Consider the following 25,419-nt stretch of genomic DNA (forward strand, 5'->3'; position numbering starts at 1 on the left):
TCAACTTTTATTACTCTATATTTAATTTAAAAATGAATTATGCATCGACACTCCCTTTCTATACAACAAAAAAATGACCTCTTACATAAGAGGTCATTTTCTTTCACATTCAAGAATCCTCTTATCTTTCAAAAAACACATCGTGTCCTCTGCGGAATTAGCACCTTCCTATAAAATTGCATAGGGGTTGCTGAGGTTTCTTAGGGCCGTTCCCTCCACCTCTCTGGATAAGTATTAATTTGTAATTCGTATTATGGCACTAAAAAGTATAAATTTCAATACTTTTCTCACTATTTTTATTTTTTATTAAATAGATCATTTAAATCATTGTATTCTTATCGGAATTGTGAAATAATAAATTCAAAATCGTTTCGGGAGGAATGCATTATGAAAGTTATTGGTTTGATTGGAGGATTAAGTTGGGAATCTACATCATTATACTATAAACATATTAATACACTTACACTCTCTCAATACGATCAAAATGCAAAGTTAGTTTTATATAGTATGGACTTTGGTGAAGTAACTACTTTATTACAAAACCATCAATATGAAGAAGTGAAAAATGAACTAGTTACAGTTGCAAAGAAAGTTGAAAAATCTGGGGCTGAATGTTTATTAATGTGTTCAAATACCGTACATCTATTTGCCGAAGAAGTAGAACAAGCAATATCTATCCCGCTTCTTCACATTGGTGATGTAAGTGCTAAAGAAATGGTAGAACAGAGTATAAAACGTATCGGACTATTAGGAACAAAACAAACGATGGAGCAAGATTTCTATAAATCACGATTAGCGAAATATAACATTGAGACAATTATCCCAAATGAAGAGGAAAGAACCTTTATCCACCATGTCATATTAGATGAATTAAGTAGAGGGATCATTTCAGAAACATCTAAAGAAAAGTTATTACAAATTACAAAATCATTAATTCAAAACGGCGCTGAAGGTATATTATTAGGCTGTACTGAAATACCTTTACTTATCTCCCAAAATGATCTTACTGTTCCCGTTTTTGATACTGCTTTTTTACACGCAAATACTGCTGTGCAATTTGCTGGATAAGAATATACAAGCATAAAGGTGAGAACCTCTATGCTTGTATACAGTTACGACTATTTATCCCGCTATTTATGGGTAGTAAAATCCCTACTGATTAAAATTTTACTTTATTTAAAAGAGATTCAATAACTGCAATTGCTTCTTTTGAACCACCACATTTTAAAAAGCTATCATTAAGTTTTCTTATACCATGTTTATACTTTTCATTTGAAAGAACATCTGTTACGGCCTCTTTTAAAGTGTGCACATTAACATGTTCTTTCAATAGTCTATGTGCCGCTTCAAGCTCAGTTAATCTTTGCGCTATCATTGGCTGGTCTTTATCATGCGGTATTATTACAAATGGGACATTATAATGAATGGCATCGTGTACGCTATTCATACCACCATGTGTAATAAAAACATCTGCTTCATTTAATATTTCTGATTGAGGTACGTATGGAGCAATTATAAAATTATCTGGTGCTTTCTTAATTTTAGAAATATCATTTCTATCACCAATTGCCATTACAACTATCCCATCAAAATCTGAAAAAGTATCAATACAAGTATTAAAGAATGGTTCGAGTCCTTCAAGCAGTGTTCCCATTGAAATATAAATAACTTTCTTTTCTTTAAGTGATTCCAGTGGAAACTTTATATTTGTTTTACGCTTTGAAATACTCGGTCCAATAAAAATGTTATTTTCTCCGAACGATTCGTTATTAGGTTGGAAATAGCGACTTGTGTATACGAGACAAACATCACCCTTATTATTCATAAATTGAAGATTATTCTTTGGTTTTACTCCAAATTTATGTTCCATCTGATTTAGTAATTTTTCAGAGATTTCCTCTGGTTGGAATGGCATATCTGCATTTGGATGAAAAGGTAATGTCTTCAAAAATTCTGGCGGAATTAAAAATATAGGTGAGGACACTACACCTGGAACTTGTAAATACTCTTTTACTAACTCTCCTGCGCCAAATATATCATAAATTACGAAATCAAAATTTATACTTTCACATAATTGTTTCGTAATTTCTAATATATATAAAGAAGTTTGAACATGCACATGAAAAAAAGCATTTAACCCAGATGAGGTTTCAGCATCAATAGAAATCTCTTTTAATAGATCCGGATGAGTATGTACAGTAGCTCCTAAATCTTCAATTCTATCCTTAAAGTTTGCCGTTGTAATATAATGTACATTATCTCCTCGTTCAGTAAAGGCTTTTACTAAATTTAATGTAGGATTTACATGTCCCTCTGCTGGAAAATTAACCACTAAAATATTTAGCACTTATTCCTCACTCCTTACATTTCATTGTTTTAATTAAGCATACTGTTATTTGTACAAGTAATCTTCCCCTAATAGTCCTAATATGCTTGCTACATTATATTGATAAATAATTTTCAGTCATCAACATAAAAAAAAGCATCTACCTATGTAGATGCCTAACCGTGATAAGGAGTGTTCTGTGAGGTTAGAACAAGCTTTTCTGCTTGTCCTATGCTATTAATATATGATTGATTTTATAAAACGTGAATAGTTAATAGAATTATTTTATCCATTTTATATGATCAAATGGATAAAATACCATTTCTACTTTACCTATTATATTTGACTCATCAATAAGTCCAAGTGTATTCCTACTATCTTTACTATGATTACGATTATCACCTAACACAAATAATTTATGCGTAGGAACTTTTATTTCTCTAAAATTTGAAAAACGATTGGATACTTGTGACATATCTAAATGTATATACGACTCATCACGCTTTTTACCGTTAATAAATACCTCATCCTTTTTTAGTTGTATATTATCCCCCGATAATCCAATAATTCGTTTCACATAGTAAGTAGGCTCGTCTTCTTTTTTTATAATGACAACATCTCCATGATGAAAAGACGATAAACAGACGTTTACCTTATTAACAAGTATATAATCTTTTTCATTCAAAGTAGGTTGCATCGAAATCCCTTCTACCATACAAAATAAAAAGGACTTATTAATAAAAATAACCCCTATTATAATTAATATGTAACTACATATGTTCCTCCAATATTTTAGAATAAACAGCTTCATATACACCTCATTTCTAATCTATTCCCAGATAAAAACGCCTCTAGTTTACAGACATGCTAGAGACGTTTCGTACATTTTAATTCTCTTTAGAGGCATCTGTTTTTGGCGCTTCACCAGTTACTCGCTTATTTTTCAAATCAAAATAAGCATCTAAAACTTCTTTTCCAATATCGGAGTTAATGCCCGATTTATCATTTTCAACCCACGGTACTACAACAGAAAATGCTACTTCTGGATCATCATATGGCGCATATCCAGCTAATGTTAAGTTATAACATTCTCTACGATCGCCTTTCGCATTTCGCCCAATTTCATTTTCTCCACCATATACAGTTTGTGCGGTCCCTGTTTTACCAGCTGGTTTATATGGTGCTTTTTGGAACGCTCTTACTCCTGTTCCATCTCCTTCTTGAAATACTTTTCTAAATCCTTCTTTTACTTGATTAATATGTTCTTGTTTCATATCGATTCTATTTAAAACAACGGGTTCTATTGATTGTACTACTTTACCAACCTCATCTTTTTGAACGGTTTGTTCTCTAATCTCTTGAACAATTTGTGGTTTCATTCGATACCCTCCATTTGCGATAGTCGAAATATATTGTGCAAGCTGAAGTGGTGTATATGTATCATATTGTCCAATAGAATAATCTAATAAGAAACCAGGCTGATTATCTTTTCTTCCAATTTGCCCTGCAGTCTCATTCGGTAAATCAATACCAGTTTGTACGCCTAGTCCAAATTGCCTGAAATAATATCTCATTTTATCAAAATATTCTTGTTTAATATCTAGTGAACTATTTTTCACATAATCCACACCAGCAATTTTTAATGCGATATTAAACATATAAACGTTTGAAGAAACTTGTAACGCTCTTAGATCGTCTATATCACCAAAATTTTTCCAAGACTTCTTTTCCTTAGTTCCTTTAAACTTCATAGGTGCATCATAAAAATGTGTTCCAGGAGTTATTGCATTTGTTTCAAACCCTGTTAACACTGTTGCACCTTTAACCGTTGATCCAAGCTCATATGAACTTGTCAGCGTGCCTAAAGCATAATCTTCTACTTCCATTTCCCCATCTTTTTCTACAAGTCTTTTCCCAGCCATTGATAATACTTGGCCATTTTTAGGATTCATCATCACTACGAAAGCACGGTCTAACATTGATTCTGACCCTTTATATTGTTTTAATATTTTTTCTATGCTCTCCTCTACTTTTTTTTGCAATTCCATATCTATTGTTAAAGTTAAATTTTTACCGCTTTTTCCTTCCGAAACCGTTTCCGTTCTAATAGTATTTCCTTGTTTATCAGCAATGCTTCTTACTTCTTTTTTTGTACCATGAAGTACATCTTCGTATTGCTGTTCGATATAACTTTTGCCGACCCTATCATTTCGGCTATAATCACGCACTAAATAATAATCTAATCGTTCACGTGGCAATCCTTCATCAGCATTTGAGACGTTACCAAGGACAGAACGGAATAATCCATCATTTACATAGATTCTCTCCCAATCAACTGATGCGTCTACTCCTGGAAGGTTCGCTAAATTTTCACTAATCACCGCATATTCCTGTTCACTAACGTCCTTTTTAATAATTTGAGGTGCCATTTGAAAACCTGAGGTCATTTTACTTTTAATAGCTAACACTTCTATATCTTTAGCCGTTAGTTCTTGAAGATTTTTATCTGTAACGCGTTTCCTTTTTAAATCTTCTATTTTTTTGTCTAGCTCTTTTCCGGTAATATCCTTATCTCGGAACTTATCTATTTCTTTTTTTGATACTAAGTCTTGAGCAAGTTCTGGATTTAATTGCATCCAAAAGTCTTTCTTATCAGTCTCCGTTAACTTATCTATATCTTCTTGTGGCATTTCAATAATATCTGCAAGTTGTCTTGCTGATTTTAATATTTCTTCTTGTTTTACACCTTTCACCTTTGTATATGTAATCGTACGTAAAGACTTATTATCAACTACTGGATTTCCTTCACGATCAAATATTTTCCCACGTGGTACAGAAAGGCCCACGGTTGCATTTTCTCTCTTCTCTACTTCATTTTTATATGTTTCTCCATCAAAAATTTGCACTTTCCCTAACTGAATAATAATGCCAGAAAATAATAAAAATACACAAAGGAATAAAATATTTAACCGGAGAGGTACTACTCTACCACTTTTCTTCTCTTGCTTTTTCACCTTGTCATAATCTCCTCCTTACAATATTTCAAATAATAATCACATTTCTATATTAAAAGTAATGTACAATTTCTATACATTGCTTTGTACAAATATTAATATAATGTTTAAAACTTAATAGAAATTAAAACAAAGGTAAAGAAAAGGTAAAGTTTACTAAATTAAATATAAAAAATACCCAATAACAAAAAGCTTAGTTTTCACTAATCGCTTTGTTATTGGGTATTAATTGATTTAAGAATTACTACTAGTGCGTATTGCTATACATTTGTCGTCACAATTAGAAAGAGATTGTTTACTTAGTACTTTCGGTAAGTAAATAGTTACTGTTGTCCCGACACCAACCTCGCTCATGATACTAATTGTCCCTTGATGACTTTCAATAATTTTATAACTTAACATTAATCCAATACCAGTCCCTTTTTCTTTCGTACTATAAAAAGGTTCACCTAATCTCTTAATTCTTTCTTCAGGTATTCCTATTCCTTCATCTATTACATGAATGATGACACCATCATCATTTATTTCTTTTATGTGAATTGAAATTTCCCCACCATTTGGCATAGCTTCGATTGAATTTTGCAAAATATTAATAAATACTTGTTTCAATTGATTTTCTGAGCATTCAATAATTATATCTTTGTCATCCGTAAATAGTTCAACTTGAATATTTGTCATAATTGCTTTTGTATTCATTAACGATACGACATTTTTAAAAATTTGATAAATATTTTTCTTTTCTGTATTTATCTCATCTGTTTTAGCAATTGCCAGAAATTCTTGCAGGATCGCTTCTATCCTTTCAATTTCAGAGAGCATAAGATCAAAATATTTTTCTTGATCTTCTTTATTAATTTGAAATAACTGTATAAAACCTTTAATTACAGTTAAAGGATTTCTTACTTCATGAGCCACGCCAGCTGCTAATTGACCAATTGCTGCAAGCGTATCTGATTTATTTAGCAATTCTTCTGTCTTTTTTCTCTCTGTAATGTCGCGTACAATAATCATAATTTTATCATGTAATAATGGTAAGCACCTAGCCTCAAAGAAATTAATACTTCCATTAAGTGTGAGTGGATATTCTACAATTACATTCGTTCCTTTTTCCTTCACTTGATTAATGGCTTCCTGAAACTGCTGTGCTACTGAAGATGGTAATACTTCGTAAAACTTTTTTCCCATAAAAGCTTCTGCGGGTACGTAAAACTTTGTAGGAGATCCTGCCTTGTAATCTATAATTGTGCCATCATCTTCTGTTAAGAAACATAAATCTGGTAAAGCTTTAAAAATTAATTCCAGTTCAGATGTTTGTTGTTTTAACTGCTCTTCTATCGCTTTTAAATGTGTAATATCTACACCAACAGCCCAATAACTATATCCTGTTACAGGAAACTGTTCTGATATATTCGACCACATTATTGTTTTGATTTCACCATTTTTACATGTTAAGTGCATTTCCCAATCTCTGAAATTTTTTCCACAAGTTAAAAATTTCTTTTGTATTTGATGGCGATAATTATAATCAGGATACAGTAATTGCAGTGCGTTGGGATTTCCAATTATTTCTTCAGCGGTATAACCTGTTACAATTTCACATTCTCGATTCCACAAAACAAAATCTCCATTATAATCAAGCGCATCGACCATAACAGGCATGTTTTGTAAAATCGTATGTAGTTCCTCCTCTTTCCGAGAAAGCAACGTTGTATTTTTACTTTGAAATACTTTTATTGCGCCATCTAAAATTAAACTTGAGAGCATTTCAAAGTATTTTTGACAACTGAAAATTTCGCTTTTTTTGGACCACACAACAAAAGATCCTAAATGTTGATTGTATAAGAAAATGGGGATTTCAATCTTTGGAAGTTTACTCTTTTTTATCTCATTCATTCCGAATGAAAAAACACACTCTTTTTCAGCATCAAGAAGCTGATGTGATATGTTAGTTAATTTATAAAATTGTTCTGCCATGGTTTCTATTGTACTCACATCAATAAGTTCCATTAGCCGCGAATTCATTCCTTTTTCACCTCAATATGTAAAATTAATACAAATCTAAAATTCATACTTCTCCATTATACGAAGAAAGCTAGTGAAGGTATATAGCTGTAGAATAATTATTCGAACAAATTTTATTTTTCAATTAAAATAAGAAAAGAATATATATACTGAATATACCTTTAATTAGTATATATTTCGTTGATTCCTCACTTATTGTCTAGGTAACTTGAATTCCTTCTTACAATTCACTGAATTTTCACTTGAGAGTCATACACGTTACTAATAGCGGTATAAACATGCAATAAGTATAAAGTTCATAAAATATTCACAATTTTTATGAAAAATATAAACATTTATTCCAATATATTCTATATAATAAAATGTAATAAGGCTTCTATGAATCTCATAGAATACCTTACCCCTAATAAAAAAGAAAAAAGAATCCATTTGGATTCTTTTTTCTTTTTTAATTACATTACATATTTATATAAAGCATGTGCCACACCATGTTCTTCATTTGATAACGTTTCGTATTTACACATTGCTTTTATTTCTTCTACTGCATTCCCCATTGCAATTGATATGTTCGCTTTTTCCATCATAGAAACATCGTTTAGCCCATCACCTATCGCTACAGTGTTTTCAACCGGAATATTAAGATGTTCTGCTAAAGTATATAATCCATTCCCTTTTTGAGCATCTCGATGATTAATCTCTAAATTGTGCCAATATGAAGATGTAATTGCTAAATCTGTATTATGAAGAAATGTTTCTTTGAGTTTTTTTAATTTCTCAATTTCATAAGAAAATGGTAATAGTTTATGCACATGTATATCTGTTTCTACAATTGGTTTACAACTTTCCGCACTATGAAACGCTGTATGCTCAAGATATAATGCTGCGATTGTTTCTAACTCTTTCAAGTCGAAATTTTCTTTTGAATTCTTCACATGCTCAATTTCATTACGTACACTCTCTACTCCATAATCCGGTACATACACACCTTTATCGGTATAGAGCTGATAATATAAACCATTCTCTTCAAGGTATTCTACAATTTCAAGTGCCTGCATATTTTGAATTGGATATCTCTTCATCATTTTTTTATCTTTATATATAAGAGCACCATTTTCCGCAATGATTGGACACTCTAAATCAACTTCTAACAATAATCGCTCAATGTCAACAATTGAACGTCCTGTACAAATTGCTACAACATGGCCAGCTTCTTGACATGTTCGAATTGCTTCTGCATTTTCTTTACTTATCATTTTATTCCCCGAAAGAAGAGTTCCATCTAAATCAATTGCGATTAATTTCATTATTTCTTCACCACTTTCTATAAATACACGAGTTCTAATTAATTATTAGGTATCGTTTTCATACAATCCTCGTGAGGTACTTCTTATTTATAATTTATGAAAAGCGTTTCAGGTCAAGAAATAATTAAAAATAAAATCCAAAGCTTTTCTTTTTAAAAAAGCTTTGGATTTTAAACTATGAATTATAACTAATGTATTTTGTCTCACACATGTACACATTTTTTTCTTCAGTTGGTATATATACTTTAAACTTTTCTAACCGTTTTCCATAGACATGAATCGTAATAACGCTTTCATTTTTGCTAATTTCAAGAATATGACAATCCGCTGGTGGAATTACTTTATCTGTTTCTCCTTCTCCCAAATAAAGATTTCCTGTATGTGTTAAATAAACAAGTGAATTTCCAAGTTGTTTCGTTTGTATAAAGTTCTGCACCATAATCCTTCCTGAAAAAACGCCTTCTACTCCCCATGTGCCGTCATGATCATGTAAAGGTGTAGATTGTCCATCTTTCCATACGAGAGCTAGTACTTCAAAACGTTTGAGCGGATCTTCATACAATAAATGTCGTGCATATTGAGTCAAATTGGCCTTCTGTTTATCTAACGGAAGCCATGTTTTCTTTTCTAAAAGTTCTTCTAGTAACTTTTCAATGCCACACACTATTTCTTCTTCAAATAAACCGTTTTCCATAAGATCTGTAACACCTTTAATAAACTTTTGAAATGATTTACTTCCATTACAAGTCAACATAAGAATCCTCCTCTACGTTTTATACAATTCCATATTAAGGTGATTACCGAAAACTCACAATTGAGAAACAAAAAACAAGATGCAAATGTATGCACCTTGTTAAGATTTTTATTTAGCTTTCAATCGAATAGGTAAGTATTTTAATGTTTGTTCATTTTCCAATATACATTTTTCTAAACAGAAAGATGGAGATAGCTCTATTTTTTCAAAAGCATTTATAAAGGTAGTTAATGCAATCTCAGCCTCTAAACGTGCAAGTGGTGCTCCTAAGCAAAAGTGAGGACCTTTCCCAAAGGTTAAATGCTTTTCATTTCCTGTTCGATGTACATTAAATTGAGAGGCTTGTGAAAATTTTTTCTCGTCTAAATTCGCTGCACTAACCCACGCAACAATCATCTGATCCTTTTTCATTAAAGAACCAAATATATTTGTATCCTCTGTAATCCTCCGGGCTAATGTAACAGGAAAGCGATAGCGTAATACTTCCTCAATCGCTTTTGAAATTAAGTTAGGTTCTTTTCTTAACTCTTCATAAATTCCAGGTGAATCTACTAAAAAGCAATAAAAGCTATTAATAATTAAATTTGTAGTGGTTTCATTCCCAGCTGCTAGTAAACCTAATGAAAAGGTTACAATTTCTTCATCGGTTAATCTTTCGTCTTCATATTCAGCTCGAATTAAATCAGAAATGATATCATCGGTTAAATGATATCTCTTTTCCTGAACAATCGGTAGAAGGTATGCTTTGAATTCATTTAATGCTATCCCTTTCTCAGCATCCAGATCATTAAACTTTTCTTTACTATACGGCATAAATAAAATATCAGACCATTCTTTAATTTTTTTACGATCTGTTGTTGGGACTCCTAATAAATCAGAAATAACGGTAACAGGTAAAGGTGCAGCAAACTGTTCAACGATATTAACTTCACTACATTTTTCGATATGTTGTACAAGTTCATCTGCGATAGCCTGTATTCGAGGTTTCCACTGTTCTAAACTTCTTGGAGTAAATGCCTTAGAAACAATGGAACGTACATTGCGATGTTCTGGTGGATCTGTAGAGTTTATATTTATTCTAGTTTCTAAAGGAGGGATTGAGAATTGTCTGCGCTCCCTTCTACTTGAAAATAAGCGATAATCTGATAAAACACGATTTACATCATCATATAAAAAAACATTCCATACATCCTGCTCTTCATCATAATGAACTGGGTGATTATCCCTCATCAAACGATACCATTCATATGGATTCCATAATTCTTCTTTTGTTTTCAGCTTTGAAATTTCATGAACTAAAATAACATTTTCAGGTGAAGCCATAGTTCTTTCCTCCCTTTTCTTTTACAATAAAAGTGATAGGTCGGCAGTTCAAAGTTGTATAAACTATCATATGTTATTTTAACATATACTAAAGGGGATTTTTCATTAGAGAACTTGAGAAATATATAAGGGGGATTTTTATGTACGTTGATATTTTACTACTAGCAGAATTAACGACCGGACCAAAACATGGATATGAAATCAAAAAAAATGTTCAAAATCGTTTAGGTGAGAATTTTGAATTAAATCACAACATGCTTTACCCTGCCCTTCGGCGCTTTGAAAATATGGGTGCTATAACGAAAAAAATACATAAACAAGTTGGAAAACCAAACCGAAATATGTACGATATAACAGAAACAGGAGAAGAAATTTTTTCTGAAATGTTACGAGAGTTTCCCGAAAAACTTGCGACAAATAATGCAGAATTTCTTGTTCGTATCGCGCTATTTGAAAAACTTGAATATGAAGCTAGAAAAGAGATTTTGACTGTACGTCAAAACGTACTACATAGTCAACTTACCGCTATTCAGTCTCTAGAGGTTACCTCAGCCTTTATTACTGAAGTCATTGAATTTAGTAAATCACGAATTGAACATGAATTGAGTTGGATTACATCACTTATGAAGAAAATATGAAAAAATAACAAAAAAAGCTAAAATTAATGAATGAAAATGATATTTATTATCAATACTATCATTAATAAAAGGGCAACCACGATTTGGCTACCCTTAAAGAATTTACACTTCTGGATCAAATGTTTTGCAATCTGTTTCTTCCGTTGTAGATGCATGTTTACCTTTATGACTTACTACGTAAATTGCCTCTGCACTACATTTATTACCGTTCGCCCAAAATTTACAGTTGTTTACTTCACATAAAACGTCTTGTGCCATAGTATCACACCTCCTTGTTCTATTATCATTAACAAAATTCGGAGGTATGATACTATTTGTCATCCATTTTTCATTCCCTTTTTAGCTTTCTTAATGGTTCAATATCTCCGCGTACAATAGCATCAATATTTCCAGTTATTTTTTCAATATCAAAATGCCACCATTGAATTTGCAATAATTCTTGAATTATTTCATTTGAAAATCTCTCTTTTATTTTATTTGCAGGGTTTCCACCAACAATTGTATATGGTGCGACGTCTCTAGTCACAACAGATTTAGCTGCAATGATTGCACCATCCCCTATTTTTATTCCGGGCATAATTGTTGTATCCATACCAATCCAAACGTCATTTCCTATAACTGTATCACCTTTATAAGGTAAATCAGACAAACTAGGTGTATACTTCTCCCACCCATTTCCAAATATATTAAATGGATATGCCGAAAATCCATCCATCCGATGATTGGCTCCGTTCATAATAAAGTTAACTCCAGATGCAATACAACAAAACTTTCCAATAGTAAGGCGATCTCCAAGAAATTCATAATGATGTAATACTCGATCTTCAAATGTTTCTCCATCTTTCGCATCATAATAAGAATAGTCACCAACAAGTATATTAGGTTTTGTTATTATATTTTTTATAAATTGAACGTTTTGATTGCCTTCAATAGGGTATTTAACATTTGGATTAGGATTCATTTTGTATAGCACTTCCTTTACCACTTATTTCACTTTCTACCGCTATTACTGGCTTTAAATTGTATATAGGTAAAATAAACAATAATCCAATTATAAAAAGTAAAGCCGTCCCTTCATACATCATACTTAATGAAAACATCTCTTTTAATGAGCCAGCTATACTCATCGTTACTACCATTGAACCGGTAAAAAGCGGACTTAAAATACCATTTACACGACCTATAAAATCGGTATCGCTATTTTGAATAATAAGCGTATTAATACCAATTTGGATACAAGGAAGAGCTAAACCACTAAAAAGCTGCGCTGTAAGTGTCACCCATAAATTTGTAGAATATCCTATAATGCCAATACCAATTGCTTGACCAAGCATACCGATAATTAACATCTTTTGCGGAGCAACGTTTTTCGCAAATACCATTGCTAATGCTCCGCCAACAATCATTCCCGCACCATTTACTGTTAGTAGCCACTGTAAACTCTCTTTTGATAATCCTAACTGCTCAGTCACAATAAATATACCTAATGGCTGAATTAATCCTATACCTAGTCCTGCAGCCATAAAACAAAGCCCTAGCAAAGTTAATGCTTTTTTCTTTTTGACATACTTAATACCATCCTTCATCTCCTGCAACAGAGTGATATCCTTCTTTTCTACGTCGTTTTCAAGATCTTTCGGAAGGAATAACAATACAACTGCCGCAAGTAAAAACGAAATACCTGTTATGATGATTGAAATATAAATTCCAAAACTATGAAAGATAAATGTCCCTAGTATTGGTCCTAATACCATAAATATTGCAAATATCGTTTGATATATAGACATTGCTAATTGAATTTGTTCCGTTGATAAATGTTGTTTAAACAACTTCATTCCAGATGGTTGTGAAAACTGTGAAAGGATTGCAGAGATGAGTGTCACAAAAAACACAATTTTCCACGTTCCAAACATAAGCGTAATTAATACAGCGAATACTGAAATGGAACTTAACGTTTCACACCATATCATTGTCTTCTTTGGCTTCCACCTATCAGCAAAAGTACCGCCAATAAATGAAAAAATAAAAATTGGAGCGAATTCAGCAACTGAAATCATCGAAATAGCAAAAGCATCACCTTTTGTCATTTCCATTACATATAGTAATACCGCAAAGTTTCGAACCCATATTCCTATTTGTAAAAATAATGCTGATGCTAAAATCCCTTGAACAAACCGATTTTTTAATACTTGTGATACCCCATTGTTTTGTTTCGTTACTACATTTGTCGACATAAAAAAGCCTCCTATTTCATGTTCTGAACAGGAGGCAGCACAAATCATATAAAAAGACTATATATTCGCAGAGCGAAATACATCCCTTTTCTATAAATGTACAGACTAACCCTATTCAGAAGAATATTTCGTTTTTTAACGAAGATCTCTTACAAATAGAATTAGTTGATCATTGGGATGTTTTCACCCTTCCGTTTCGAATTTAAATAACACATACATACTCTATGTAAATCATTTTCGATGTATGCATGTCTCCTTTTAACTATTCTAGAAAGTTAAAGGCAATTCCTCTAAAGAACGCATTAAATAGTTACCTTGCCATTTAATTTCTTCACGATTCCCTTTTATTTGTAGTTCAGGCATTCGATTAAACAAAGTAGTAATAGCAATCTTTGCTTCTAACCTCGCAAGTGGAGCGCCTAAACAGAAATGGCTACCATGACCAAAGGCAATATGACGATTATTTTCCCGAGTAATATCGAATACTTCTGGGTTTTCAAATACAGTTTCATCACGATTTGCAGAAGCTAAGGCAATGACAACCATATCTCCTTTTTCGATTGTTCGGTCGTGAATTTGAAAAGGTTCCGCTGCCCATCTTGCAGTTGTAACCTCAACTGGAGAATAATAACGCAATCCTTCCTCAATAGCCGAATCAATTAGTTTTGGATTATCTTTTAATAACTGTAATTGATTTGGATTTTCAAGAAGTGCTAATACCGTATTTGTAATTAAATTCACTGTCGTCTCGTGTCCTGCTACAATTAATAGCATTATCATTGAATATAGTTCCCGAGCGCTAAGTTTATGCCCTTCACTCTCTGCAAGTATTAAAGCACTCACTAAGTCTTCTTTTGGCTCTTTTCGTTTAATATCAACTAAATATTGAAGATATGTAATAAACTCAGATAGTTGTTTTTCGGTCTCTTTTATTTCTTCAGGTGTTTCTGGTGATGCAATAACAGCATGAGACCAAATTCTAAATTTCGCTTGATCTTCTTTTGGAATACCGAGCATCTCACTTATTACAATAATCGGTAATGGAAATGAATAATCATCCACAAGATTTAATGTACCTTTTCGCTCTATATCACTTATCAAATCATCTGCTATTTTCTCAATTCTTTTGTCTAATTGTGCAATCATCTTCGGTGTAAAAGCTTTTTGAACTAAAGATCGTAAACGACTGTGGTTAGGTGGATCTGAATTTAGCATATGTGTTGTTAAGTGGTCACTATTATCAACGGAAAGATACATGTTCTTTATATCTTGAGAAAACACATTTGTCCAATCTTTTTTTAAACGATTATCTTTTAAAAGTGGCAGAGCATCTTCATATCTAGTAATGAGCCATTCTTTACCGATTTCAACTTGGTTTACAAATAATATAGGTTGTTTTTTTCGCGATTCTTTATAAATTTCATACGCATCTTCTTTAAACTGAGCTGAAGCTAAATTAATGCCATCCTCTATGCTTAACCCAACTTTGTTTTTCATTGACATTGTATTCCCTCACTCTCATTTGTTTTTGAAAATCAACCCAACATATGCATTATACTCTAATAAAAACGTGAAAATTGTAAATTTTTAATCAAAATCTTACTTCGTATATTGAAAAATAAAAAAGTGAGAGAGTAAAATCGTTTCACTCTCCCACTTCTCTTTATGCGAAGCACATAAAATTACTAATTTGTTGATAGCGATAACTTACTTTACGACGACGACCACCTTGCCACGTGTAACCTGACACTCCATTTCTTCTCACTTCAGTCGGGAAGAACCATAAATCTCTTCCGAAAGGACCAGGACGATGTAAGCGTAAATAGCCCCATCTTCCTAGACAGTTACACATCCATGATTTCATATTACCTGGTTGTGCTGGAGAAGCAAATGTAGACGGTAACGACGGCGCTTGTGACGGAGGTGGTGACGTTGGAGCATCTTCTGCATCATCTGGTCTGTAATCTTCTTGTTCAATATCTCTCACTTCATTTGTAGGTTCATACCCGTAGTCATGTGGATTATAATACATCGCTTGATCATATGGATAATTTTGTTGGTTATACATATTAACAAATCACCTTCTTTTCATTCATTACCTTTACCATTCATATGTGATATGCCCTCTCTGGGAAGCTTATGTATAGCCCAAATTCAACTTAAAAAGCTCGTATTATTAAAAATACGAGCCTTTCAAAAATAGAATGTGTTTATTATTTCCTTAACTTCACACTATAAAAACGCATTTCATCTAACGAACCTTCAAATTCAAATACTTCTTGTTTAATTAATTGTTTCAAGCGATATTCTAAGAAAGTATCTCCAACTAACTGTTCAACAAGACCAAGTGCTTCACCAATTACTCTAGGAGCTTTAAGGAACTCTCGATCAGCACCCACACTTTTCGCGCATTCAATTATAAATTGATCAAAATAATCTTCCTGTACAGAATGCACTTCATTTTCTTTCCAAACTCTTAAACATTCTATGCTTTCCGATAATCTATCCCACTCATTTTCAAACTTCATGCGCTTCTCTTCAGTTAAATAAGGTAGCTTTATAAAACTTTTTTGGAATAGAGCTAAACTTTCAGGTGGTAATTCTCCCGTTCCACGAATATCATACTCTTGTTTTAATATTTCTCTACTTGCTTCAGACGTATTAATAACTCGAATGTTTTTCTTATCCTTTAATTGTGCCATTACAAAACTTAGGCCTACATGTTCATGTGCATTATCAGCCTTCCAAATTGTAATAGGCGTTTCAACAGGAATAGTATGTAGTTCTTCTATAGTTGCTATAAATCTTGATAAATATTCTTCTTCAAAATAACTATCATAAGCAGTTAAGTTATTTATTAACCACTTCTGTCTTACTAGTTGCCCCTCATTCGTATGCAACCTATATATCGGTCCAATTGAAAAGAATTCCGAAAAAGCAACAACACTCTCTTCAAATAATTCTTCTTGACTTAACATATATTTTAAGCAACCAGCCGTTGAATCATCAAAAGCAATATGTACGTGCGTACTTTCTTTTACATTCCCTTTATAAGTAGGATTACTCGTTAATTGTTTCGGAATATCCATCAAATTTTTAATTGTATCTTCACTATAGTTTTCTTCTAATAAGTTTAACTGTATGAGAATACTTTGAAGTAAATCTTTAGCCTCATCTTCGTACATATCCTCTACAGCATTTTTAATTTTATCTATCACACAAATCCCTCTATTCATTTCAAAAATAACGTAGATTATAGTGTATCATTTTAGTATAGTTCTTTAAAGTCAAATCCAGATTGCTACAGCAATCTGGATTTTCAACAAAAGCTCTCCTTATATTTTTGAATTGCTAAATATTTTACTTTGAAAATCTCTGTATCTAAATGTATAATTATATAAAAACAAAAATATAGGAGCTATATTTATGGAGAAAGTACTTACTAATTATAAACATTACTTAAAAAATTGGAGATTTATATTTATTTGCATACTACCTGCTATTGCCTTATTCGTTACTTTCTATGTCATCTTCGAACTACTGTTTCATCAAAATTTCTACTTATCTAACTTAATTTCTGCTATCATATTATTTTTAATATTTATTAACGTTAAAGATAAATTTAACATTAAAGACTAAAGAACACTATTTCAAAATAGCCCTTTATTATTGCATCCTACTATAAAATAAGACTCGTAGTAGATTTTCATAAAAAATAAGAGCACCCTGCAATTGGATGCTCTTATGTGATTAGAGGTTTTTTCTGAGTATTAAGTAGGACACGAAGATCTTGTCCTACTATATAATATATGCTTGTACTTATTATTTCGTGCATGTATTAAGAACCATGTTCAGGTACTTAATATATGCATAGTCATTGCTATAAAATCTACTCAAATATTTACTGTACGATTATCATATTTATAAATTAAAAAACATCCCTAATGGATGTTTTTTATCTAACATTTTAAGCTTCCATAAACTTAGCCGGTACACCAATTTTTTCAACTACAGAAGATATATTAGTAGGATTAATCATTACATTTTCAATACATACTAATTTATTTTCTAATATCCCATTCTCTGTAGTAATAAGTTCTTTAAACCGATCTAAAGTCATTGAGAATTTATGTTCACTTCCACCATTCATACTAACTTTTACATACTTCATAGTGTCACCGCCTTTCATAATAATTTACATTTCGACAAGAAGGCGCTTACATCCTTTTTATTTACTCTTAGATTTCTCACGTTTACATATATGTTGAGAAAAGAAACTACTATTATTCACTCACAAAATTATCGCTAATAGGAAAGATAAAGATAAAAATGCACAAAGTGGAATATATAAACCGGTATCCATTCTTGCAAAGTGCGTATCTTTTTGTCGTTTAAAGATACCAAAATAGTTAAACTCACCAATCACTCTAATAGAAAAGACAATCATACAAATCCAGGAACCGACTTGAATAATAACATTAGGAACTGCAAAATGAACAATATTTGCTTGTTGCAACAAAATTATTGCTGCCATACTTAATAATAATGCAATGAACAATGTCATTCGGGCGCGAGGTGTAAACGCCTTTTCCCCTGATTTAGTTGGAATAACACTATTTGTCCCCCAATTACCTCCGAAAGCCCAATATACATGTAAAAAGCTAACTAAGAATAATATGCAAGCAGATATATATGTAATGATAAGCATTTTATCCTCCCCTTATTTTAGTTCCTATCTATAAAATATGCTATTCCCCTCCGCAATAGCAACCTTCATTTTATTACATAAAAAAACCGTAATGATTTATCAATATTAAGATAAGTCATTACGGGGTTATTAAACTTCATTATGCATTATACCTATTTCTTCGGCGTTCCATCCTTGTTTGACCTTGAACTGCATTTTCTTTGTATGGATCTATTTTCTCTGTCATTTCATACGTTGCAACTGGTTCTTCGTACTTATATTCATGGATTTTTTCTGGCATTTTACTTTTAGATTCTTTCCCACCAAACTTAAATAGTTTCATCTTTAATTTCGGTAATCTTGGAAGACGAATCTTAAATGATAATCTTTTGCGTTTCTTTTTTGGTCCAAGTAGATTTATATTTTCTTTATTATTATCTTTCTCTTTGCGGTGAATGAACATCGCAAGTAATCCTCCTATTACAAGTCCTCCAATTAATAGTAATATATATACATAATGGCTTGTCATTAAACTCGTTATGCGTTCAAGTATGACTAACGACTGTACTTCTTTTATATCCCATAGTAAAGCGGCCCATAATGAGAATAAGCCCAAAGTAAGTCCATATGTACGAAAACGGAATAAACATGGAATTAACGCGACACATGCAGCAATTTTCGCATTTGCTATGATTGAGCTTGTTGAAATATCTTGATGCCAAATAACTAACAGTAATGTTATAAATGGCGCATACGCTATCCAACTGCATATACGTGAATACATCTTTTTAGCAAAATAACTACCGAAACTAGTAAAAAATAAAAGCCCTCCAATATATATAGATTGTTCTAGAGGGATTTGCTTTGTAAGTCCTGCAATTGGAAAGAGGCCGCTCAGTAGCATTAAGAGCACATCTAATTTCTTCACAATTCCCCATTCCTTTCAAATTTTTTCAATTAATAAAAATCGTTTTTCCATATGAAATAGTTTTTGTATTTCTAAAAAACATATTAATCCTGTCTGCACATAAAGTAAATATGTAAACGAAAAGATACTTGACAAAGGATATCCTTATTTACATGAAAAAATGACAAATCCTGATCGATATAACGAGCAGGATTTGTTTACTAGTATTTAAAGTAGAATAATTGAATCTTTCTTTTCTACTTTTACTACATCTACATCCAATTCATCATCAAATTCTTTAAACTCTCTTGCATCTATGTCAGTAATATAACTCTTTATTACCTTTTCCATATGCATGGAATATGTCATGTGTACATTCTTTTTCGAAAGCATACTAGAATTACAGCACATGTAATGTATCATTTTAGCGATATAATCCCTTTCTACAGGTTTTACACCTAATGGTAGAATTTCAAGTATATATCGCTGAAAAATCCCACTACAATTAAGTGAATATTCACCAGTGCTATAATACATCCCTTTTTGATCTGCATATAAGCCAATGCTATCTAGAGCATCATCACATTCTATTACACCGTAACTTGGTACATCAAAACCTGTATTTATTCTAATAATATTTAAATTTGGAACCTTTAACACCTCTGGAACAATATCAGGTAAAATATCTGTATTAATTTCTTTATTTTGTAACTTTTTTATCCAATACCTTCTCAAATTTGCATCTACAATGAAGTAAACTTGTTCATTTTGTTCTTTTGCATATTGTACAATTTCCATTAATGTTTCGGAAACATATTGTTTAAAAAGAGCTCCCATATCATTTCTCTTTGATGGTTGTGGTAAAAATGCATTATGTTTATTTATATTTAATAATACGTAATCAATCGTTTGCCATTCTGTATTCCCATATAATTTATATAAAATTTCTTTTCCTTTTATTTTTGAAAGAATAGGTAAGAAATCAAATTTCGATATTCGTTCAATTGATAAATTAACATATATACAAGGTAAATTTATCTTATTCCAACTACGCTTCAAAAATCCTTTTTGCTCTAATAAACTAAAAACACTATTTACAATTGTTTTACGCGATACACTTTGGCCTATAAATAAATTAATAAATGTTGAAATACGGTTTGCTCGTGCAAATCCCTCTCTAATGATTTGTTTTGGATCAATTTTTTCTCGTCCATCACAATTTTTCAATGCGATTAATGCTAATGTCGCATCACTGCGCTCGCCCGCGGTAGCATAGACAGCTTTCGTAACATCATCTACAAGATTTGTTTTATATTTTTGGCAATATTGCATTTTATATGGATTTTGTAACACCTTTTCAATATTGTATCTCACAACCTTTAATAACACTGGAAAATCTGTATTCAATACGTAAGTATTTTCACCAACTTTAGTCAAAATAATTTCACTATCAAGTAATGCTTGTTCTATTTCCAGCACTATATTTTCAGACCAAACCTCTAATGTTAATGTCTCTAATCCTTTTGGTGCAAATAAAGGAAATAATTCATTTTTGTTATTTGTTGCTACCTTTTTACATTCTGGAAGTATTGTGAAATAAGAGAATTTACGCTGAAATTCTTTAAATAAATACTCTCTTTCCTTTACTTTTATACCCGGTTCTATTTTAGTACCTTGAACTTTATAAATTCTCTCATTGTATGGAAATAACACCCTTTTATTTTCCCCTACAATATAATCTTTCGGATATTGGAGAATATGGTCTAAATCCACCTCTCCCCCTATTTGAAAATCATCTTTTAAATTTCTAAATATTTTAATCCATTTCATACCGGTTGTAGCTTGTTGTATTTTTAGTTTTACAAACCGTATTTTTTTATTATTTGACGCAAACTCTGAGGTAGAAATCAATATCATGCCTCGTTTCCGTCTTAAAAGTAAAGGAATATCTGGATGATTATATTCTTGATAAAATCTCCGAATCCCTATTGAAATATTTAATAATGGAGCGTTCTCACCACCGCGGGTTATGCATTGAAATCGATATACATAGGAGAAAAAATCTTGTGTTTTTTCATCTTTTATCGGCTCTGACATCGCCTCACAAATATTTTGTGATCTCAGAGGAGAAAAATAGAATTCTTCTTCATTTGTATTTTCTAAATATATAGGACGCTCACAAAAAATATGTGAGATTAAAGCGGGTATCCACTTAGAATACGTTTCATTATCATGTAGTACTGGCAAATTAGAAATCAAATCGGATTGCCATTCATATTTTGGTGGTTCTACTAATCTATTTGGCTTCCAATCATGAATAATCTCATACCAACTTTGAAAAATATAATCGAGCTGCTCTTGTTTAATAGGTTCTTTTGATACAATCCATGGTGTATTTTCATTTAATACGTACGGATTATGCTGAATAAACAATATATCTGAAAACATATCATACAATCTTTCATTCAAACGTTTCAACTTACTCGTTAATAAAAATGTCTTATAGTAGAGTAGGAAGCGAGCGCCTTGTCATATTGCTATGATAGGTTTCTCAAAACCCCTCACCGAACCGTACGTACTCCTCTCAGAGTATACGGCTCTCCATCAATTGCTTGTCAAAGTTATTTTTTTCTGTTTTTCGCTATAAGTTCTACTCTCATATCATAGTGAATTTCATTATGGCAATCCTCACATACGGCTAATGTTTTGCGTCTACGGGCAATCATTAATTTTTGCCATTTGGCTTTGCCTTTCTCAACATCTTTCATTTTTCGGACATGGTGCATTACTAAGTTAGAATCGGTTTTACCACAATGTTCACATTTGTTGGCTGACAACCTATCCATAAGACTAGTTGTTGACATATGAACTCTTGAGGCTAACAAGTTGTCGATGTTATTTTCTTGTGTTTTCATCTTAGTTATATCAACCGTTCTAAATCCTTCCCTGTAGAAAGAATGAGAGTGTTGTTTGCCTTTTTTATCTTTGTAATTGACTATGAATACACCGTTTTTGCAATATTTCCCCTTAATTTTTCCGATTGAGCTTTTATATTTATTGGCGAATGTTTTATACATGCTGTATTCTAGAACGTAACTGAATTTTTGGAGTACCGTTGAATTAACTGCATATTTGTAGTAGTTGTACATCCCTCTGATCTGTAATACATAATTATGTAGTATTTCCAAATCATCTAGGTGTGCCATTTCCGGTCTATGCTTTGGTTTCCAAGTTTCTTTCCCATTCACATACTTCATTTCTAAAACATTCAGGGCAAGTAATTTATTTCGCCATGTTTCATGGGGGATTTCAAGTCTTACTTTTAGATTGTGATGTCTTCTTTTTGCACCTTTCACCGAGTATTTGGTAAATAACTCGTTTCTAGTGATATTGACGTTGTACCCAAGAAATGTTGCTTTCTTGCTAGAGTGGGTGATAAGTGTTTTTTCTTCTGATAAAGTTAATTTTAATTCTTCATTGAGAAATTGAGCTATATCAGATTTAATGGCTTTGGCATCATCTTTACTGCCGATTATCATTACAATAAAGTCATCAGCATATCTAACATATTTTAGTGACTTAAATTTATCCGACATTGGATTGTAGTAGGGACGTTGTCCCCTTTCCTTAACCCATTCGTTGACTTGCTCGATTAATTCCTGAGCTTCATTGTGTTTACCTTGTTCTCTTAGTAAGTCTGCTTTCTTACGCCCTCTTTTTATTTTGAGGTGTAAGTATTGATATCTTTTATCAACTTCTCTGTCTTTTGGTTGACCTTTTCCGAACTTTTCAGCGTATTTTTCCATGTATATATCTAGTTCGTTTAGATATATGTTGGCAAGAAGAGGACTGAGAATCCCTCCTTGTGGTGTTCCACTGAATGTTTTGTGGAATTGCCAATCCTCCATGTACCCAGCTCTTAGGAACTTCCATATTAATCCGATGAGTGTTTCGTCATTGATACGTTTTCTTAGTAGGTTAATTAGGATATGGTGGTCGATATTGTCAAAGAAACCTTGAATATCACCTTCAATAAACCATTTAGTTCCATTACCACTCTTTTTAATTTGTTTCAAAGCTGTATGACAACCCCTATTTTTCCTGAATCCATGTGAGTTCTCAGAGAAGTTTGGTTCATAAATTGCTTCTAAGATATACTTTATTACTAATTGGACAAGTTTATCGTCAAATGTCGGTACCCCAAGAGGACGTTTTTTCTTACTCCCTTTTTTATCAATATATACTCGCTTAACAGGAGTAGGTTTATAGTTACCATTTTTAATGTTGTTGATGATTTTAGATACTCTATTTTTTGAGAAGCCATCAACAGTTTTACTTATGGTTCCTCTGGTCATATTACCTGGATTGGCATATATTTCTTGATAACCTTTATAGTAGAATTCTGGATTATAAAGATTTCTATATAATCTTTTGAACTTATAGTTTTCTTTAATAGTATTCTTCGACAAGGTGTTCAATACATAAACTGGATTTCTCATCAGCATCTCGCTTCCTTCCTGTTTATTATCATCATGAACTAATTGACTACCTTCCTTCGCCATCCTGATTTCACAACCATGACCTAACGTAATTTGTCATACGTTAGTGTGATAGGCTTTCCCTATCTCTGACTACTACGAAGGCTCCGTTACCATATGGAATATTCAAGAGCCACATTTCTTGGTTTTTACCTTGAAATCATCCTCTATAGCCATAAATGGCGCTTCCACTTAGGTAATCCCCATTTAGTACCTTGTAAATAGTTTGTAGTAATGTCGGTTGGGACTTTCAATCTTTACTAATGTACTTTAGTTGGTTCTCTAGTGTGAAACACACCTCTCTCCACAAAAAATAGATGAGCTGAACTAGAGACATATCGTTTCAATGTCTATTTCGATATGGTCGTCGATAAGACCCCTTGATTTATCCTTCACGCAGTTTAGCATTCAACCTTGTTTACCACGGTACACCTAGAAATTCAGTCGCACTCATGACATTAGAGTGACTTATCCCGTTGCAGCCATGCTACACTCCCCGCTCACTTTCGATTACGGATAAGGCTACCGGTGTCGGGTTGTTATCTTGTTTCACTTCACCCGCTGATTTACTAAATCAGAGTTTACAAGGCCCTTATGGGCGCACATGTATCTCTACGATGTCCAGCCATTCAATAGGAAAGTATATAAATGATACCTTTTCATTTAAAAGGGGTTCTACTATATTTTCAAATGTTAGCAGCCTTAATTTTTTCATAAAATGATTCCTTCCTTTCTTCAGTTGTCTTGATTATCAAAAAGCTAGAACAATAGTTACTTAATCTAATCCATTTAAATCAAGTATTTAAAAGAAAAGTAAAAACTATTTATCTGAATAAAACATTATCAAATCGACTCTTTTAACAATTAAAAGTAATTATCATATACAGCACCTCATTATATTTATATTTTAATACATTTAAATTATACAATTTATATAATGTATTGTACTTATCATTTACAAAAAATTTACAAAAAACTAAAAAAGAACACCTTAAATCGGCGCTCTCTTTACAAATATTAAGCGTTATGTAATTGAACATATAGATAACAGTAATCCTCCAAATGAAATTGTTCCTAGTAAACCTACTACAAATCCTGTTAAACAAATACAATCAGCAAGACAAATAGAAGACTGCGATAATGGAACGAATGACCTACTTGTACCCGAACCATATTGTTTTATCTTCTCATAATTCATATCTAACATTAAATGTAGACATGTTACACCATCCTCAATAGTATGTACAGATTCTTTTTCTAATCGCTCCAATAATTTACTATCAAAAGCAACTGCTAGAGGGTACTGCTTATCCGATTTCATATTTTGATAAATTAGTTGCAAACGAGATAATATATTATTTTTCTTCTTTTCAGATGTTACTGTACATTTCATATTATTAAATTCATTTAATAACAGTGATAATTCATCTCTTTTTCCGTATAAATCTTTAGCTATTTTTCTCTTTAGTTTATACGAATGGAAAATAGATTTTAGTTCAACCATATTCATACACTTCCTAATTACATAGTATTTACCCTATTATTTTGTAGATAAACAGTACTTTTTAATCTTATTTAAAATACACTTAAGCAACTTATTTTACTATCGATTAACATTACATTAACCTTACACGGTTGTAATAAAATCATTAGCTAGAAGGAATCAATGCCC

21 protein-coding genes, 2 pseudogenes and 1 riboswitch are annotated in these 25,419 nt (G+C 32.0%); of the genes and pseudogenes, 3 read left to right on the forward strand and 20 right to left on the reverse strand.

Annotated features, from left to right (window positions below; translation table 11 throughout):
- Positions 1–118: 118 nt before the first annotated feature.
- A riboswitch (SAM riboswitch) is annotated at positions 119–234 on the reverse strand.
- Positions 235–387: 153 nt separating this feature from the next.
- A complete protein-coding gene (locus tag QCI79_RS27460; protein WP_000864399.1) occupies positions 388–1,068 on the forward strand; it encodes an aspartate/glutamate racemase family protein in 681 nt (226 codons plus the stop codon).
- Between the two features lie 91 nt (positions 1,069–1,159).
- On the opposite strand, the gene QCI79_RS27465 is transcribed toward QCI79_RS27460, so the two are convergent.
- From QCI79_RS27465 to QCI79_RS27495, 7 genes are all read right to left on the reverse strand, one after another.
- Positions 1,160–2,347: a macrolide family glycosyltransferase gene (locus QCI79_RS27465; RefSeq protein ID WP_000932147.1), complete on the reverse strand. Its 1,188-nt coding sequence runs from the start codon at positions 2,345–2,347 to the stop codon at positions 1,160–1,162.
- A gap of 259 nt (positions 2,348–2,606) precedes the next feature.
- Positions 2,607–3,137 carry a signal peptidase I gene (gene lepB, locus QCI79_RS27470; protein ID WP_000765192.1) on the reverse strand — a complete coding sequence of 177 codons (531 nt, stop codon included), beginning with the start codon at positions 3,135–3,137 and terminating at the stop codon, positions 2,607–2,609.
- 76 nt (positions 3,138–3,213) lie between these two features.
- Complete coding sequence (locus tag QCI79_RS27475; protein WP_021727985.1) at positions 3,214–5,340, reverse strand: peptidoglycan D,D-transpeptidase FtsI family protein; 2,127 nt, start codon at positions 5,338–5,340, stop codon at positions 3,214–3,216.
- Positions 5,341–5,574: 234 nt separating this feature from the next.
- Positions 5,575–7,362, reverse strand: coding sequence for an ATP-binding protein (locus QCI79_RS27480; RefSeq protein WP_001088556.1), 1,788 nt, complete (start codon positions 7,360–7,362; stop codon positions 5,575–5,577).
- A gap of 452 nt (positions 7,363–7,814) precedes the next feature.
- Complete coding sequence (locus QCI79_RS27485; protein ID WP_000766385.1) at positions 7,815–8,666, reverse strand: Cof-type HAD-IIB family hydrolase; 852 nt, start codon at positions 8,664–8,666, stop codon at positions 7,815–7,817.
- Positions 8,667–8,841: 175 nt separating this feature from the next.
- The gene (locus QCI79_RS27490; protein ID WP_000954437.1) at positions 8,842–9,420 is read right to left on the reverse strand and encodes a cysteine dioxygenase family protein; all 579 of its coding nucleotides are present in this window, start codon (positions 9,418–9,420) and stop codon (positions 8,842–8,844) included.
- A gap of 108 nt (positions 9,421–9,528) precedes the next feature.
- Positions 9,529–10,743, reverse strand: coding sequence for a cytochrome P450 (locus tag QCI79_RS27495; protein ID WP_000168011.1), 1,215 nt, complete (start codon positions 10,741–10,743; stop codon positions 9,529–9,531).
- 140 nt (positions 10,744–10,883) lie between these two features.
- Between QCI79_RS27495 and QCI79_RS27500 the strand changes: the two genes are divergently transcribed.
- Positions 10,884–11,381, forward strand: coding sequence for a PadR family transcriptional regulator (locus tag QCI79_RS27500; RefSeq protein ID WP_000289122.1), 498 nt, complete (start codon positions 10,884–10,886; stop codon positions 11,379–11,381).
- Between the two features lie 102 nt (positions 11,382–11,483).
- On the opposite strand, the gene QCI79_RS27505 is transcribed toward QCI79_RS27500, so the two are convergent.
- The 6 genes from QCI79_RS27505 to QCI79_RS27530 all read right to left on the reverse strand — a co-directional run bounded on the left by QCI79_RS27505 (position 11,484) and on the right by QCI79_RS27530 (position 16,833).
- Positions 11,484–11,639 carry a DUF1540 domain-containing protein gene (locus QCI79_RS27505; protein WP_000046095.1) on the reverse strand — a complete coding sequence of 52 codons (156 nt, stop codon included), beginning with the start codon at positions 11,637–11,639 and terminating at the stop codon, positions 11,484–11,486.
- A 70-nt stretch (positions 11,640–11,709) separates the two neighbouring features.
- On the reverse strand, positions 11,710–12,342 hold the full coding sequence (locus QCI79_RS27510; protein WP_001069249.1) for a Vat family streptogramin A O-acetyltransferase: 633 nt from the start codon (positions 12,340–12,342) through the stop codon (positions 11,710–11,712).
- Positions 12,332–13,615 carry an MFS transporter gene (locus tag QCI79_RS27515; RefSeq protein ID WP_000106395.1) on the reverse strand — a complete coding sequence of 428 codons (1,284 nt, stop codon included), beginning with the start codon at positions 13,613–13,615 and terminating at the stop codon, positions 12,332–12,334. The genes QCI79_RS27510 and QCI79_RS27515 overlap by 11 nt, the downstream gene beginning before the upstream one ends.
- A 267-nt stretch (positions 13,616–13,882) precedes the next feature.
- A complete protein-coding gene (locus QCI79_RS27520; protein WP_000062125.1) occupies positions 13,883–15,118 on the reverse strand; it encodes a cytochrome P450 family protein in 1,236 nt (411 codons plus the stop codon).
- 160 nt (positions 15,119–15,278) lie between these two features.
- Positions 15,279–15,683, reverse strand: a complete 405-nt coding sequence (locus tag QCI79_RS27525) for a hypothetical protein (RefSeq protein WP_000282680.1) — start codon at positions 15,681–15,683, stop codon at positions 15,279–15,281.
- 145 nt (positions 15,684–15,828) lie between these two features.
- Positions 15,829–16,833, reverse strand: a complete 1,005-nt coding sequence (locus QCI79_RS27530) for a DUF1835 domain-containing protein (protein WP_000565679.1) — start codon at positions 16,831–16,833, stop codon at positions 15,829–15,831.
- A gap of 208 nt (positions 16,834–17,041) precedes the next feature.
- Here QCI79_RS27530 and QCI79_RS27535 point away from each other — a divergent pair, with 208 nt between their 5' ends.
- Positions 17,042–17,254 carry a hypothetical protein gene (locus QCI79_RS27535; RefSeq protein WP_000416827.1) on the forward strand — a complete coding sequence of 71 codons (213 nt, stop codon included), beginning with the start codon at positions 17,042–17,044 and terminating at the stop codon, positions 17,252–17,254.
- Between the two features lie 328 nt (positions 17,255–17,582).
- On the opposite strand, the gene QCI79_RS27540 is transcribed toward QCI79_RS27535, so the two are convergent.
- The 7 genes and pseudogenes from QCI79_RS27540 to QCI79_RS27570 form a co-directional block, all read right to left on the reverse strand.
- Positions 17,583–17,786: a hypothetical protein gene (locus QCI79_RS27540; protein ID WP_000878372.1), complete on the reverse strand. Its 204-nt coding sequence runs from the start codon at positions 17,784–17,786 to the stop codon at positions 17,583–17,585.
- Between the two features lie 120 nt (positions 17,787–17,906).
- Positions 17,907–18,323, reverse strand: a complete 417-nt coding sequence (locus QCI79_RS27545) for a DUF3995 domain-containing protein (protein WP_000905575.1) — start codon at positions 18,321–18,323, stop codon at positions 17,907–17,909.
- A 139-nt stretch (positions 18,324–18,462) separates the two neighbouring features.
- Positions 18,463–19,230 (reverse strand): DUF3959 family protein, encoded by a 768-nt coding sequence (locus QCI79_RS27550; protein ID WP_000732183.1) that lies wholly within the window; start codon positions 19,228–19,230, stop codon positions 18,463–18,465.
- A 207-nt stretch (positions 19,231–19,437) separates the two neighbouring features.
- A pseudogene (locus tag QCI79_RS27555) lies at positions 19,438–21,720 on the reverse strand (RNaseH domain-containing protein); the annotation flags it as partial.
- 110 nt (positions 21,721–21,830) lie between these two features.
- Positions 21,831–23,708, reverse strand: coding sequence for a reverse transcriptase domain-containing protein (locus tag QCI79_RS27560; RefSeq protein WP_309009745.1), 1,878 nt, complete (start codon positions 23,706–23,708; stop codon positions 21,831–21,833).
- A gap of 637 nt (positions 23,709–24,345) precedes the next feature.
- Positions 24,346–24,462: pseudogene (locus tag QCI79_RS27565) on the reverse strand (pPIWI_RE module domain-containing protein); the annotation flags it as partial.
- Between the two features lie 309 nt (positions 24,463–24,771).
- On the reverse strand, positions 24,772–25,257 hold the full coding sequence (locus tag QCI79_RS27570; RefSeq protein WP_002063155.1) for a hypothetical protein: 486 nt from the start codon (positions 25,255–25,257) through the stop codon (positions 24,772–24,774).
- Positions 25,258–25,419 lie beyond the last annotated feature (162 nt).

Source organism: Bacillus cereus group sp. MG1 (assembly GCF_040460035.1).
Classification (GTDB): Bacteria; Bacillota; Bacilli; order Bacillales; family Bacillaceae_G; genus Bacillus_A; species Bacillus_A cereus.

Coding starts and splice junctions, on each gene's coding strand:
- QCI79_RS27460 (WP_000864399.1), top strand. CDS start 388: ATGAAAGTTATTGGTTTGATTGGAGGATTAAGTTGGGAATCTACATCA.
- lepB (WP_000765192.1), bottom strand. CDS start 3,137: ATGAAGCTGTTTATTCTAAAATATTGGAGGAACATATGTAGTTACATA.
- QCI79_RS27480 (WP_001088556.1), bottom strand. CDS start 7,362: ATGAATTCGCGGCTAATGGAACTTATTGATGTGAGTACAATAGAAACC.
- QCI79_RS27485 (WP_000766385.1), bottom strand. CDS start 8,666: ATGAAATTAATCGCAATTGATTTAGATGGAACTCTTCTTTCGGGGAAT.
- QCI79_RS27490 (WP_000954437.1), bottom strand. CDS start 9,420: ATGTTGACTTGTAATGGAAGTAAATCATTTCAAAAGTTTATTAAAGGT.
- QCI79_RS27495 (WP_000168011.1), bottom strand. CDS start 10,743: ATGGCTTCACCTGAAAATGTTATTTTAGTTCATGAAATTTCAAAGCTG.
- QCI79_RS27500 (WP_000289122.1), top strand. CDS start 10,884: ATGTACGTTGATATTTTACTACTAGCAGAATTAACGACCGGACCAAAA.
- QCI79_RS27505 (WP_000046095.1), bottom strand. CDS start 11,639: ATGGCACAAGACGTTTTATGTGAAGTAAACAACTGTAAATTTTGGGCG.
- QCI79_RS27510 (WP_001069249.1), bottom strand. CDS start 12,342: ATGAATCCTAATCCAAATGTTAAATACCCTATTGAAGGCAATCAAAAC.
- QCI79_RS27515 (WP_000106395.1), bottom strand. CDS start 13,615: ATGTCGACAAATGTAGTAACGAAACAAAACAATGGGGTATCACAAGTA.
- QCI79_RS27520 (WP_000062125.1), bottom strand. CDS start 15,118: ATGTCAATGAAAAACAAAGTTGGGTTAAGCATAGAGGATGGCATTAAT.
- QCI79_RS27525 (WP_000282680.1), bottom strand. CDS start 15,683: ATGTATAACCAACAAAATTATCCATATGATCAAGCGATGTATTATAAT.
- QCI79_RS27535 (WP_000416827.1), top strand. CDS start 17,042: ATGGAGAAAGTACTTACTAATTATAAACATTACTTAAAAAATTGGAGA.
- QCI79_RS27540 (WP_000878372.1), bottom strand. CDS start 17,786: ATGAAGTATGTAAAAGTTAGTATGAATGGTGGAAGTGAACATAAATTC.
- QCI79_RS27545 (WP_000905575.1), bottom strand. CDS start 18,323: ATGCTTATCATTACATATATATCTGCTTGCATATTATTCTTAGTTAGC.
- QCI79_RS27560 (WP_309009745.1), bottom strand. CDS start 23,708: ATGAGAAATCCAGTTTATGTATTGAACACCTTGTCGAAGAATACTATT.
- QCI79_RS27570 (WP_002063155.1), bottom strand. CDS start 25,257: ATGAATATGGTTGAACTAAAATCTATTTTCCATTCGTATAAACTAAAG.